The 13,980-nt window shown below is 39.1% G+C and carries 15 protein-coding genes; 4 read left to right on the plus strand and 11 right to left on the minus strand.

All coding sequences use genetic code 11. The annotated features are described in order from the left end of the window. Nucleotides 1-20 precede the first annotated feature (20 nt). Nucleotides 21-413, plus strand: a complete 393-nt coding sequence (gene mutT / locus IE199_RS01700) for an 8-oxo-dGTP diphosphatase MutT (protein WP_189766984.1) — start codon at nt 21-23, stop codon at nt 411-413. Nucleotides 414-445: 32 nt separating this feature from the next. Here the strand turns inward: mutT and yacG are convergent, their stop codons facing one another. The 10 genes from yacG to IE199_RS01750 form a co-directional block, all read right to left on the minus strand. Further along, nucleotides 446-682 carry a DNA gyrase inhibitor YacG gene (gene yacG / locus IE199_RS01705; RefSeq protein WP_189766985.1) on the minus strand — a complete coding sequence of 79 codons (237 nt, stop codon included), beginning with the start codon at nt 680-682 and terminating at the stop codon, nt 446-448. A 127-nt stretch (nt 683-809) separates the two neighbouring features. After that, complete coding sequence (zapD, locus tag IE199_RS01710; protein ID WP_189766986.1) at nt 810-1,556, minus strand: cell division protein ZapD; 747 nt, start codon at nt 1,554-1,556, stop codon at nt 810-812. 80 nt (nt 1,557-1,636) lie between these two features. Then, a complete protein-coding gene (gene coaE / locus IE199_RS01715; RefSeq protein ID WP_189766987.1) occupies nt 1,637-2,248 on the minus strand; it encodes a dephospho-CoA kinase in 612 nt (203 codons plus the stop codon). After that, complete coding sequence (locus tag IE199_RS01720; protein WP_189766988.1) at nt 2,249-3,136, minus strand: prepilin peptidase; 888 nt, start codon at nt 3,134-3,136, stop codon at nt 2,249-2,251. 110 nt (nt 3,137-3,246) lie between these two features. Continuing rightward, nucleotides 3,247-4,494, minus strand: coding sequence for a type II secretion system F family protein (locus tag IE199_RS01725; protein WP_189766989.1), 1,248 nt, complete (start codon nt 4,492-4,494; stop codon nt 3,247-3,249). Nucleotides 4,495-4,519: 25 nt separating this feature from the next. Next, a complete protein-coding gene (gene pilB, locus IE199_RS01730) occupies nt 4,520-6,226 on the minus strand; it encodes a type IV-A pilus assembly ATPase PilB (protein ID WP_189766990.1) in 1,707 nt (568 codons plus the stop codon). 138 nt (nt 6,227-6,364) lie between these two features. After that, nucleotides 6,365-6,766: a pilin gene (locus IE199_RS22140; protein ID WP_308436233.1), complete on the minus strand. Its 402-nt coding sequence runs from the start codon at nt 6,764-6,766 to the stop codon at nt 6,365-6,367. Nucleotides 6,767-6,804: 38 nt separating this feature from the next. Further along, the gene (locus tag IE199_RS22055) at nt 6,805-7,248 is read right to left on the minus strand and encodes a pilin (protein ID WP_308436234.1); all 444 of its coding nucleotides are present in this window, start codon (nt 7,246-7,248) and stop codon (nt 6,805-6,807) included. A gap of 257 nt (nt 7,249-7,505) precedes the next feature. After that, a complete protein-coding gene (gene nadC / locus IE199_RS01745; protein WP_229854473.1) occupies nt 7,506-8,417 on the minus strand; it encodes a carboxylating nicotinate-nucleotide diphosphorylase in 912 nt (303 codons plus the stop codon). Between the two features lie 2 nt (nt 8,418-8,419). Continuing rightward, nucleotides 8,420-8,941, minus strand: a complete 522-nt coding sequence (locus tag IE199_RS01750) for a retropepsin-like aspartic protease family protein (RefSeq protein ID WP_229854477.1) — start codon at nt 8,939-8,941, stop codon at nt 8,420-8,422. 65 nt (nt 8,942-9,006) lie between these two features. Between IE199_RS01750 and ampD the strand changes: the two genes are divergently transcribed. Next, the gene (ampD, locus tag IE199_RS01755) at nt 9,007-9,588 is read left to right on the plus strand and encodes a 1,6-anhydro-N-acetylmuramyl-L-alanine amidase AmpD (protein WP_189766991.1); all 582 of its coding nucleotides are present in this window, start codon (nt 9,007-9,009) and stop codon (nt 9,586-9,588) included. A gap of 22 nt (nt 9,589-9,610) precedes the next feature. Further along, a complete protein-coding gene (gene ampE, locus IE199_RS01760) occupies nt 9,611-10,528 on the plus strand; it encodes a beta-lactamase regulator AmpE (RefSeq protein WP_189766992.1) in 918 nt (305 codons plus the stop codon). Nucleotides 10,529-10,574: 46 nt separating this feature from the next. Here ampE and IE199_RS01765 read toward each other — a convergent pair whose 3' ends face one another. Further along, nucleotides 10,575-12,875 (minus strand): penicillin acylase family protein, encoded by a 2,301-nt coding sequence (locus IE199_RS01765; protein ID WP_189766993.1) that lies wholly within the window; start codon nt 12,873-12,875, stop codon nt 10,575-10,577. A 292-nt stretch (nt 12,876-13,167) separates the two neighbouring features. Between IE199_RS01765 and pdhR the strand changes: the two genes are divergently transcribed. Further along, the gene (gene pdhR / locus IE199_RS01770; RefSeq protein WP_189766994.1) at nt 13,168-13,938 is read left to right on the plus strand and encodes a pyruvate dehydrogenase complex transcriptional repressor PdhR; all 771 of its coding nucleotides are present in this window, start codon (nt 13,168-13,170) and stop codon (nt 13,936-13,938) included. Nucleotides 13,939-13,980: the final 42 nt, after the last annotated feature.

The following is a 13,980-nucleotide window of genomic DNA, read 5'->3' on the forward strand; positions in this document are numbered from 1 at the left end:
TTCTTGTTTTTGGAGTAAGTATGAAGCAAGTACATGTAGCTGTTGGTGTTATTGTTAGTGACCAAGCAGTATTTTTAACTAGACGACACGCAGACGTTCACCAAGGCGGAAAATGGGAGTTTCCCGGTGGCAAGGTAGAGTCTGGAGAATCAGTTGCACAAGCGCTGCATAGAGAGCTTCAGGAAGAAATAGCGATTGATACCCTTGCAGGTATTCCTTTGATAAAAATCGAACATGATTACGGCGATAAACAGGTTATTCTTGATGTGTTTATTGTTGACCAATATCAAGGTGAGCCAACAGCACAAGAAGGCCAAGAGGAAGGTTGGTTTATGTTAACTGACTTGCGCGATTTAGACTTTCCAGAAGCAAACGTGAAAATTATCGACGCACTAGAACAATATTATCAGTAATCTAGTGTTCAGTGTTCAGTGTTCTGTTGAGCCTATTCAGGCTCAACAAAAAATTTATTATGCTGAACAAACTCAGCTTCAAGCGCATCAAGCATCTCTTCGCTAACCACAACATCTTTTTGCATTGGTTGAGATATTTTATGGTTTTCCTCAGCCCAATCTCCCAAATCAATAAGGCGACAACGCTCGCTACAAAAAGGACGGAATTTACTGTCTTGGTTCCAAATTACCTGTTTTTTACAGTTTGGGCAGTCTACGATTAGTGTCATAAGTTAATAAGGTATGATGTGCTAAAGGGCAATTATAAAACGATTACGTTGGGTTTAACAGTGTATGCAAGTACTCGAAGTTTATAAACTAAAGTGTCATGGTACTAATTGGAACAATTAGCTACATTTAACAACGGGCTAGTTCAAAAGGTACCATCATGTCGCAAAACTTCTTGCCTGACTCCTGGCAAGGACAGACAAATCTGATGGAATATCTGAACTTATTGCCGCTGACGGTTGGATAATACTCACTGCCTTTTTGCACTTTGATGCGTAACAACATCAAACCATCGCCACTTTCTTGGAAAAAACCATTATTTGCTTCGATGGTTTCAAAATTACTTTTTTGTCTTAAAAATTTGAGAATTAAACTCAATGCTTGATTAATTTGAGCTAGAAACGAGAGCCAGTGCTTGAGATCTTGTTGCGCTTTATCTGCTGAATGCTTAAGCCAAAATTGTAATTGCGGCAAATCAAAACTTGAACTACCACCTTGAATAGCAAAACGCTGTTTTAAACCCGAAAGAAATTTATCCTCTTTGAGCTGTATCCATTGTTGTGATGGGCACTTCAATTGACTTAGTAAAGCAACTGTTTGTTTTAAATTTTCAGTTAATGCACTGCCGTCTACATCAGGGTTGCTCGACCAAACGACCAAGTTTTGCTCTAACTTTTCTAAGTCTTTAATTAGATCGCCACGGATATCATTACGCTCTAATGTATCGATTATGGCAAATAAGGCATTGAAATAAACTTGATGCGAGGTTGAAACATCTAAAGACAGGCACTCGTTAGCCTGAGCAAACAATTGCTCGAGCTTTAAGTAGTTTCTTATCCGCTCATTTAGCGGATGTTCGTATAAAATGCCTGTCATTGCACAACAATATTACCTACAACTGCACTTATCTTAACCACACTTGAGCTAAATGGCTAATCTTTTTAGCTTTTCGGCGTTTAATTCAATTTAGCTGCTAAATCTAAGTAGTTTAGATGCAGCTTTTCCACGGCATTTTCTAATTCCAGATGTGTTAACTTACTATTGTTGAGGACGTCGTCAGCTAAAGCGAGCTTGTCTTCTCTTGGCATTTGACTGGCAATTATCGCTTCTACTTGCTTTTTTTCTACGTTGTCTCGTTTCGAGGTTCTTGTGATTTGTATTTCTTTTTCAACATCTATCAATAACGTTCTGTTAGTGTATTGATGTAGGTTGTTTTCAAATAACAAGGGGGCTGACAATATACAGTAAGGGCTAGTTGCTGATTTGAGTTGATTTAATATGCTTTCACGTATTAATGGGTGTAACAAAGCATTTAACCATTGCTTAAGTTGTTCATCACTAAAAATCAGTTCACGAAGTTTAGCTCGGTTTAATTGTCCATCTTCTTGTAAAATCGTTGCTCCAAATTTCGCAACTATTTCTTTTAAGCCTAGGCTGCCTTCGGCAACAACCTCGCGTGCAACGACATCCGCATCGACTATGGTTATACCATAGTCGGCTAATAGATTTGATACGGTAGTTTTACCACTGCCAATGCCGCCTGTTAATCCAATGATTAATTTTGACATTTAAGCTAATAACCCCAGGTACCAATCCCACATGCTTTGCCCCCACAAAAAACAAACCCAACCGGCAATTGCAATATATGGTCCAAATGGTATGGCTTGCTCTTTACTTTGACCTTTAATTAGGATCAAACTAAGGCCAACAATTGCGCCTAATGCCGAGGCCATTAAAATAAGGAGAGGCAGTAGTTGCCAGCCTATCCAGGCGCCAAAAACCGCGACGAGTTTAAAGTCACCAAAGCCCATGCCTTCTTTGCCTGTAATTAACTTAAATAGCCAAAATACCGAATATAGACTCAAATAACCTGCAATAGCGCCTATAACAGCCTGCTCTAATGGGACAATGGTGCCATTTAAATTGACTATTAAGCCCAGCCATAACAAAGGTAAAGTAATTTGATCGGGGAGCAGCATATGATCAAAATCTATCATTGTTAAACTGATCAGTCCCCAAGTAAGTACTAAGGCAAATAATGTCAGCATAGAAACACCAAAATGCATGGCTATTATTAAACTTAGAAGTCCCGTAACCGCTTCTATAGTGGGGTAGCGTGCAGATATTTTATTTTTACATTGGCTGCATTTTCCACCCAGTATTAGCCAGCTTATGATTGGAACATTCTCATAAAATCGAATTTTATGAGCGCAATGTGGGCAAGTAGAGCTTGGTGTTGAAAGCGTAAGCTTCTCTTGTGATTGGTTGGAAGGGGGATGTTTTAGCTCATCAGCTAAAAACTCTCTGCATTCTTGATACCAGCCTTGCTCTAACATCTTAGGCAAACGATAAATAACAACATTTAAAAAGCTGCCAATAATTAATCCAAGCAAAGTAATGCTGGCATAAAAAGCCCACGGGTATGTGGTAAACATTAAAGTAAAGTCGTCAAACATGTACAACTATCCAACCTATTTTTTGCAACAGTTTAAGCGATGAAATGGCAAATAGAAACAATCACTTTATCAAGCATACTGCCACAAACAGCAAATATCGGTCAGTAAAGTTATACCACTTGTCCAATTTGGAAGATAGGCAAATACATGGCAACAATCAATCCACCGATAACTACACCAAGTACAGCCATTATCATAGGCTCTAACAAACTAGTTAACGAATCAACGGCATCATCAACCTGTTGCTCATAAACAGTTGCTACTTTTGCTAGCATATCGTCAACTGCACCTGATTCTTCACCAATGGCGACCATCTGAATGACCATATCTGGAAAGATGTTGCAATTACGCATCGCTAAATTCATTTGCATGCCTGATGATACTTCTGAGCGTATTTCTAAAATAGCGTCGCGAAATACGGCATTGCCAGATGCACCAGCAGCCGATTCAAGTGCATCTGGCAGTGGAACACCTGCTGCAAAGGTTGTCGACAAGGTTCGGGCATATCTAGCAACTGCTGCCTTTTTAAGTAAGTCTCCAACAACGGGAAGTTTTAAAATGTTTTTATCTACGTTGTCTCTAAATTTACGGCTATTGAGGTGAGCTCTTTTAAACAAAAAACCGGCGACAAAAACTATGCCCAGACCTATGTACCAGTATGATTGCATAAACTCAGATATTGCTAACACCAATAAAGTAAATGCTGGCAGTTCTGCACCAAAACTATCAAAAATCTCTTTAAATACGGGTACAACAAATATTAATAATATCGAGGTAACAATGGCGGCGACAACCAGTACCGCTATTGGGTAAGTCATCGCTTTTTTAATTTTTGCTTTTAGTGCTTCCGCTTTTTCTTTGTAGGTCGCTATACGATCGTATATGGTTTCGAGTGAACCTGACTGTTCCCCAGAATGGACTAAATCGCAATATAAACCATCAAAATAACGAGGGTGATCGCGTAAACATTCAGATAGGGGAATGCCAGATTGTAATTTATTGCCGATATCTCCCAATAGCTTTTGCATATTACCGTTATTGTGGCCTTTACCTATCATTTCGATGGTTTGTACTAAAGGCACACCTGCTCCTAACATAGTCGCTATTTGGCGTGTTATGGTCGCAATATCTGCAGGAATAATTTTTTTGTCGCCGCCTAAACCAAATAAAGGTTTAGGTTTTTTCTTAATACGGCCGGGAGTAATACCTTGTTTTCTAAGTTGAGCTTTAAGTTCCAGCATGCTAGCGGCAGAAAGTTCACCATTAACCTTTTTACCTTTACGGTTAACCCCTTGCCATAAAAATACATCTAGCGGCTTTGGAGCGGCTACTTTTGCTCGTGTTGCTGAAACTGCCATAAAACCTTCCTATAATATTGATTATTTAGGCCTTTGTTACCCTGTTTATCTCTTCAAGGCTTGTTACGCCATTCATCGCTTTAATCAAGCCTGATTGCCTTAAGTTATTAAAACCCTCTTTTTGGCATTGTGCCGCGATATCGAGGGAATTTCCCCCCTCCATAATAATAGCAGCAATACGCTCGTTAATTTGAATAACTTCGTAAATGCCCACACGCCCTTTGTAACCACCAGTGCATTGGTCACATCCGACAGGTTTAAATAGTTTAAATTGCCCTATTTTTTCCGCAGGGAAGCCTTGATTTATTAGTTCTTGTTGAGGGACGTTATCTTCTGTTTTGCATTGTGCACATAGGCGCCTTGCTAAGCGCTGGGCAATAATTATAGTTACTGAGCTGGCGACGTTATAGGAAGGAACTCCCATATTTAATAAACGTGTTAGTGTTTCTGAGGCCGAGTTAGTATGTAGTGTTGAAAGTACTAAGTGACCCGTCTGTGCCGCTTTAATAGCTATCTCCGCCGTTTCTAAATCCCGTATCTCACCCACCATTACAATGTCAGGGTCTTGACGTAAAAAAGACCTTAAAGCACTTGGAAAGGTTAGACCGGCTTTAGTGTTAATTTGTACCTGATTGATACCTTCTAAGTTAATCTCTACAGGGTCTTCAGCGGTAGAAATATTTCGTTCAGGGGTATTTAAAATATTTAAACCTGTGTACAAGGAAACGGTTTTACCCGAGCCTGTTGGTCCTGTGACCAAGATCATGCCTTGAGGTTGCGCCAACGCGTCCATGTAGATTTTTTTCTGCGCAGCTTCATAACCTAACATGTCAATACCTAGCATGGCACTGGAGGAATCCAGTATACGCATTACAATTTTTTCGCCCCACATGGTCGGCAGGGTAGAGACACGAAAATCTATCGATTTACGTTTCGATAAAGCGAGTTTTATTCGACCATCTTGTGGAATACGCCTTTCTGCAATGTCCAATTTTGACATGACTTTAAGGCGCGCAGCCATACGAGATGAAAGTGCAATAGGAGGCTTGGCGACTTCTGTTAAAATGCCGTCAATACGAAAGCGGATTCGATAAGCTTTTTCATATGGTTCAAAGTGTAAATCAGACGCGCCTTTTTTAATGGCGTCTAGTAATATTTTATTAATATAAACAACAATAGGCGCATCTTCTTTATCACCTGATACGGCATCGTCATCGTCAGCTCGATCTTCTTGTACATCAATGCCAGAAAGCTCTTCAGTGTCTATATCTGAAATATCAAGTGCGCCGCTTTCTTCTTCCAAAACCTTTTCAATACAATCATGCAAAGCTTTTTCGTTGGCAAGTACTAACTCGGTGGTATAACCCGTATTAAACTGAATTTCTTCTAATGCGTCATGGTTTGTTGGATCTGACATTGCGACGTACAATACTTTGCCGCGTAAAAATAAGGGTAAAGCGTTATGTTTGCGGATCAGTTTTTCATTTCGAATGCCATCGGGAACAAGGCTTGTATCAAACTGGGTTAAATCTATAAGTGGGTAGCCAAAACTTTTAGATAAGATATTGGCAATATTTTGTGCATTATAGTTTTTATCTTCAACAAGATAGCGAATAAAAGGTTTTTTTTGCTGGATAAACTCTGCACTGATTTTATCCACCAATTCTACAGGGACAAGATCATGTTTTGATAGTGCCGATAGCACACTTGATTGCTGATGCAGTCCTTTCATAACACCTTGGATATATTATATTTATGCTGCTAATAAAACAGTGTAACGCATTTTTGTAATGAAACACAAAATATGAAAAGCTCATTCATATAAAATATTTGCTGTCAGTAAACAACCAAAACGTTTATTGCTCTAGTGTTAACAGTAGCCTAGTGTTTTACAAGTGCCGCCTTCTGTCCAACCTAAAGGAAAAGTAACTCCGCTAGGGGTGAGCGTATACGTAACATCTTCTAAAGTTCCACCAGCAGCAGTCACTGTAATCACTCCATCAACGATTGTGATCGACTTTATTCGTCCATATGCAGGATCTGGATTTGGTATACCAAGTTGGCCAGCATCTAGGTCGGTTAAAGCTCCTGGGTTCTTTGTTGCAATAGCAGTAGAAATGGCAGATTTGTATTTAGATACAGACAAGATGACTTCAGAAAATGCTGCCCTGTCGGTGTACAGTCTGTATGCAGGAAGTGCTACAGCAGCTAGAATTCCAATAATGGCAACTACCATCATTAATTCAATTAAAGTAAAGCCGTTTTTTTTCATAATTAAAAAAGGGAGCGTTTAGCTCCCTTCTCAAACAATTAACAAAGACCGTTAGTTAAACAAGTACCACCCTCAGTCCAAGTCACTGGAGGAGTAACACCACCTGCTGTCAGAGTATAAGTAACACCTGCTAGATTAGAACCATCGTTCGCCCAAGTTACAGTGATAACACCGTCTGCTACACCAACACCATGTACAGCTGCTGTTTGAGCTATTGCAGCTGGAATACCTAAAGCACCTGCATCTAAGTCAGTTAAAGCACCCGGGTTTTTTGTTTGAATCGCTAGTTCAACTGCTGCCTTGTAAGGTGTAGCTGCTAGCACTGCTTCCGAAAACGCTGCGCGGTCAGAATAGTTTTGGTAAGCAGGTAAGGCTACTGCTGCCAAAATACCGATAATCGCCACAACGATCATTAATTCAATTAGAGTAAAACCTTTTTGGCCTTGTTTCGCCGTTAACATGTTATGAAGTGTCTTTTTCATAATTCGTAAATCCATACTAGTTATTAAGGGGGCTAAGTTCATACTGCGACAAAATTTCGAAAATGTAAAATATTGTGACGCTTTTTTTTGAAATTTTTTTAAGTTTTAACGTTTTATTAGGAATTGTGTTTATTTTTTAACACATATTTAACTGAGAAAGCCGAAAGCTAAAGGGAAAAAATGGGGGGCTAAATTTTAATGGGTTAGATTAAAGGTGTTGTGGCATGGCTAAAACATGCCACAAGAAAGGATATTAATTAAACAAAGCGCATTGACAAATCGACAGCGTGCAAATGTTTAGTAATAGCACCAACGGAAATGTAATCGACACCCGCCTTGGTGTATTGGCGAATTTTATCAAGAGTCATATTACCAGACACTTCAAGCTTTGTTTTGCCACCTGAAATATCTTTAGTAAGCGTTACCGCTTGTTCAATCATTTCTGGTGTGAAGTTATCAAGCATAATAATGTCAGAGCCAGCGTTTAACGCTTCGGTTAATTCTTCTATCGACTCAACTTCTACTTCCACAGTTTTATTTGCGTGGTTTACTCTAGCTGTTTCAATCGCTTTTGTTATGCCGCCACAAGCAGCGATATGGTTTTCTTTAATTAAGAAAGCATCATATAAACCAATACGGTGATTGACACCGCCTCCACACGTTACTGCATATTTTTGTGCTAAACGCATGCCTGGAATGGTTTTTCTGGTATCAAGGAGCTTAGTATTGGTATCTTTAAGATGTTCAACATACGTTGAGGTAACGGTTGCAGTAGCCGAAAGCGTTTGTAGAAAGTTTAACGCCGTACGCTCGCCAGTTAAGATTAATCGGGCATTACCTGATACTTCAAATAAACTGGTGTTCGCTTTGACAGCTTGTCCATCATTAACAAACCAAGTAATTGTAGTCGCTTGATCTCCAGTAAACCCGTAGATTTTATCAAGCTGGTGGAAAACTTGATTTACCCATTCAACGCCACAAACAATACAAGGGTCTCTACTAATAACATTAGCAACAGCAACATTATTACTAGGAATTAGCTCAGCGGTAATATCTTGAGCCTGCACAAGTTGCTCAGATGTTTCAACACCAAGATCTTCACAAAGTGCACGAGTTACCGAGTTGCAAATATTGTTTTTGAATAAAGGGGAGTTATTATAATCAACCACAGTTATCTTTCTCTTAATATCAGTCGTTTTCCAGATTGGGTAAATTCTACCTTTTTCAGGGCACTCATGCCCAATAGAATTTCATTTGTTTTCATGCCTGGGTTTATACTGGCGTCAATATTATTTAAAAATAAATTGCCTATGCTAAGTTCATCAAGCGTCGTTTTAAATACTCTCACATTACCATTGGCCGTTTGTGCGATATGGCTACCATAAGATGTTAACGACAATTGCTCTGCAATATGGGCAGGAATAGATACATTGGTTGCGCCAGTATCTAATAAAAATACAACAGTTTGTCCGTTAATAGTGCCGCGTGTTACATAATGCCCTTGGCGGTTTTGCTCTAACACTACTTCGGCTTTACCCGTATTAGATAAAGTAAACTCTGGACTTTGATTTGGGTTCCATTGTTTATCTAAAATATCTTGAAAAAAGAAAACTAATAAACCTAAGGCAGAGCACCAAGCAAGCCAAACAAAGTATTTTCCCATTTTTAAATCTGGTGGTTGTTGATCACTCAAAGCTTTAAATCACTCCCAAGCGGCATTATGATTGTTAAATATTCTTAACTCTTGGCAACTATTGTATGTCTACTACCCAAGATTTCCCACCCTTAAATACAAACCTGATAATTGACGGCTGGTTTGTTGGTGCAAAGAAAATTCCCTCACCGCATTTTGATCAGCGTGAGCATTGTTCAAGTCGTAACGTTAGTTTGTTAGTAGTACACAATATTTCACTTCCACCCAAAGAGTTTGGTGGGCCTTATATTACCGATCTGTTTTTAGGGCGTCTTGATCCCAATGTTCACCCTGTGTTTGAAGAGATATATCAGTTGCGGGTTTCTGCACATTGCTTAATTCGCAGGAACGGTGAGATTATTCAATATGTATCATTTAATGATAGAGCTTGGCATGCAGGCGTTTCAAATTACCTAGGCCAAAGTAAATGTAATGACTTTTCCATTGGTATTGAGCTGGAAGGAGCAGATGATATTCCTTATACTGACGAGCAATACCAGCAGCTTAGTGTGCTGACACTTGCAATAAAAGTTCAATATCCAGAAATTGCTGATAATATTGTTGGGCATTGTGATATTGCGCCAGAACGTAAAACAGACCCAGGTAAGGCATTCGACTGGGTTAGGTTTAAAAAGCTAATTGCTTAAAATGATAATAATGGAATAAAAAATGAGCTTAATCAGTTTGTTAATTGCTTTAGCAGCAGAAAGGTACCTTTCATCTTCTGCGTGGCAATTTAGTGTTTACTATCAGCGTTATTTACGGTTATTTAAAAAACTGGATATTTTAGGTTCTCCTTCTAAATCAACCATCACTAACCTGATATTTTTACTTGTTCCCGTTATTGTTTGTTATGCTGTTTTAGCCATTGTTGAAGACGGTCTACTGCATTTAATTGTTTCAACTTTAGTGCTTATCGCTTGTTTTGGTTGTTTTAAAACTAGAGATACCTATAAACAATATTTAATGGCGGCATTTCGTGGAGAAGCCACAACCTGTTCTTTGTATCACAAACAGCTGATGCAAGATAAAAACTTACCAGATATGGGCTTTGGTCAAACTTTAGTGTGGTTAAACTATCGGTATTTTATCGCCATTATGCTGTTTTTTGTGTTGTTTGGTGCACCAGGCGCGTTGTTTTATCGTTTATTAACTAAATTAAATGAATCTCCGCTATGCCAGTTAGAACATGAAGAATATTTACTTAAAGCTAATTTAGACGATGCTCAAAAAGCTGAGCAATACCAAGAGTGCAAGCCTTGTGATGATAGCAACAACGAAGTGCTGCGATTAAACCAGCGATTATTGTTTATCATTGATTGGGTGCCGGTGCGAATTGTTGCTTTTGGTTATATGTTAGTCGGGCATTTTTCGCGAGCCTTCCCTGTTTGGTTAGAAAACTTATTTGCCACAGAAAAACAAGCACATTATGTATTAATTGATGTGGCACAGAAATCGGAAGACTTTATGGTGGATCAAGATGACTGTACAGCAGAGCCTTGTTTATTGGTGAGGTTAGCAAAACGTACTTTATTGTTATGTTTGGCCACGGTATCAATGCTGATCATAACCGGCGTGGTAAACTAATCGAACATGGGGAAACAATTATTGTTTCCCCTTTTTGAAAGCGGATTTAATTTATCTTTAATTTTTCTTTCTTATAGTTTGGGTCAGCTTTAATGGCTTCTGATGTAAACTTTACTTCTTTATATTCCTGTTTTGGCAAAAGTGATGCTTGATCAAAATAATGTGGAGAATCAACGTCATTAGATTGGCTATATAACAGCATAGTTTTAGCCTTAACACCGCTGTTGCTAAGTTCTGCTGCAAAAATAAAACCATCTCCTGAGTTTAGTGCGTAACCTTGCTGAGTTAACCCTGAGTAAGATACGTAGTCTTCGCCAGATACTTCTTCAACTCCCAGTACAGAAAAACTGCCGGTAATATCGCCATAACCTCCAGCTGCCACTTGCTTGCTGTTTCCTTTAGATAGTGCCTGCAGCTCTTTTAATGGTGCATCTAAGGCAATACCCGCTTGTTGAACAACGAGAGTTGCATAAGCTAGTGCTTCTAGGTGCATAGTATTTGTAATTTCTGAAGAGTATAAGCCTCGAGGTGTGTGAATTGGGTCATCTTCAGAAAAGGGTATTTGCCAACAGCTCATTTCATTACAATCGTTTTCACTTAACGACTCATAAACACTAAACGCGTATTCTCTAAATAAATGTGTACCTACGCTGTCAATATTGGCGGTTTTATCCCAGTGATTTAATACGTCGCATGTTTTAGATATATCAACCGTTTGTTCGATGGGCGAAAAATATACCTCTGGATTGGCCAAACAAAGTGATACCAAATCGTCGTTAACAAGCTCGGCCAAAAACAAACGGTGTTCAAACATCACTTGCTGTAAATCTGCCAAACTTACTCCGCCTCCAAGTTGTTTAAATTCCTCTAATAAATCTAAACTCAATCGGGTTCTTGTTGATTGTGCTCGTTCAACGTCTCCATATAGTGGAACATATTCAGTGATAGGATTGGCTAAATTTACCAACCAAGCGGGTTCATTAGCATTTTGTACATATTCGCTGGAGTAGCGCTTTGGTATGTTTTCAAAAGGAACATAGTTAGTCCATTCAAAAACAGGGTTTGCACCATCTAGCAACACGCCGTTGTGCTCATTTAACATCGGTGTGTTTTCAATAATATTCCATGCTTGTTCCGATAGGTGAGGTACGGCTGCTAAGTCGGCATAAAAAGTTTGCCCTGATTTATCAGCCATCATGATGTTTTGTGAACCTGTTCGGTAACCTTGTTTATTTAATTTAACGGCATCTTCAATACTCTTGCTCTGCGCTAGTTTTAACCAGTAATCTGCTTGGTTAGTTCGCAAGCTTGGTGCATCTTTGGCGGCCAGCATGGTGCCATCATTGTTAAATAAAACGATAGGGCCGTAATGGCTGCGGTACAAAGTACGTTCAACTATTTCTGTGTTTCCGTTAGGTTGTAATACATGTATTTGGTAGGTGTTTGAAGTTAATGTCTTAAATTCATCTCCGTATTGGTAAGTTAGCGGATCATTGTTTACTTGTGTTAGCAAATAAATTGAACCTGGGACGGAAGCCGTCCAGGTATGTGTCCAAGCAAAACTGTCATTAAAACCAAGAGCAGGTGTGACAAAACCAGGCAATATACCGCCGTAAACATTGAGCTTATTGGGGATAGTTAAATGTGCTTCATACCAAGCGTATTTGGCCGTATGGCTAAGGTGGGTATTTGACAATACCATGCCGCCTCCTGATTGCGTCATTTCCTTGCCAAGTGCCCAACCATTGCTACCTTTAAATTTTTCTGACCAAGTATCAGATTTGTTAAAGAGAGTTTCAGCAGACTGTGTTTGTGTAGGCGAGGCATTAGCTAACACCGAAAAATAGTTTTCAATAAATGGCCAGTAGTTTAAAGAAAGGCTGAGTTTATATACATCTAAGTGGTCTATTTGGTCGGCATAACTATTACATTCTTGGTAATAAGAGGGATTTTTAACTAGCCAGTCGTTATAACCTATGGCAAACCCTTTCATCAGATCTTGTACACTGGGATCTAAATTTTCAAATGTGGTGCTGGCAACTTCCTGCAATTTTAAGTGGTAATAGGCAAAGTCAGAATCTATGTTGCTTTGTTCATCACCCGCTCCAAGGTATTGTGCTCGCCTACTGTTAACCGTAATAAAACCGTCAGCGTAATTACATAACCTGTCTTTTGCTAAAACATAGCCTAAGCCTTTTCCCAAATCTTTGTAATTTTTTGCTGTGATATGTGGCACACCATAACTGGTCCATTCAATGGTAGTTGAGTGGTGTTTATCGCTGTTACAGCCAGATAAAACAATTGTCGCCGATAATGCCAAAAGCAATGTGGAGAGTGTTGGATTCATTATTTAGTCCTTTATTTAACGATTAAATCCTCAAAAGCGTAACTAAAATAGTGAGGGAATAAGTGAAGATAATTGTCATCAAATCGTCTAATGACTGTGCAAAATGTGTTTAACATTTGTAAGAACGCTTTGTTGTTTTTTTCGTCAGCTGAACTATGTTCTATTTACAAAAAACTTCTATTTTGTTATTTTTACACCAGTTTGTATATTGGTAATACCAATTTACCAAGGGTTTTTGGTGATAGGTTTTGCCTGTTGTTTTTCTGGTAAACCACTGAATTAAAGTGAGAATATGGTACTTTCAAATGTCAATAAGCCGGTAAAACAGCCCAAGCTTTCTGATGTAATTATGTCGCAATTAGAAGACATGATTTTAGAAGGTAGTTTAAAACCAGGGCAAAAATTGCCGCCAGAACGTGAGTTGGCAAAACAGTTTGATGTTTCTCGGCCATCACTGCGAGAAGCAATTCAAAAACTCGAAGCAAAAGGCTTAGTGAGTCGACGCCAAGGTGGTGGTACCTTTGTTAGCGATCAAATACTAAAAGGTTTTTCTGATCCGCTTTTTGATTTGATGGCGCAAAGCAATGAATCACAGTTTGATTTGCTTGAGTTTCGCCATGGTATTGAAGGCATGTCGGCATACTATGCCGCGATGCGAGGTACTGCTGCAGATTTTGAGCTGATCAAGAGTAAACATTTAGCCATTGGCAATGCACAAATTGAGAATAACTATCGCCTTGAAGCTGAAGCAGTATTTGAGTTTTACTTGGCAATATGTTCAGCTTCACATAACGGTGTGATTTTGCATTTGGCGCGAAGTATGTCGGCGGTTGTCATTGACAATATTGAACAAAATTTAACAATTTTGGCACAGCGACCAGATATATTTGCCAAGATTGCCGAATATAGAACTAGGCTAATGGATGCCATCATCAGTGGCCAGCCGCAAAAAGCTTGGGGGGCGAGTCATCGCCATCTAGCGTTTATTGAAGAAGTTTTACTGAATTTGACCGAAGAACAAAGCCGAATGGAACGTTCAATGCGTCGAATGCAGAGAATATAAGCCGTCAGTTATTAGCGGCATTAGTTAGCAGATTAAAGAGAG

This window comes from Thalassotalea marina (assembly GCF_014656435.1).
Taxonomy (GTDB): Bacteria; Pseudomonadota; Gammaproteobacteria; order Enterobacterales; family Alteromonadaceae; genus Thalassotalea_C; species Thalassotalea_C marina.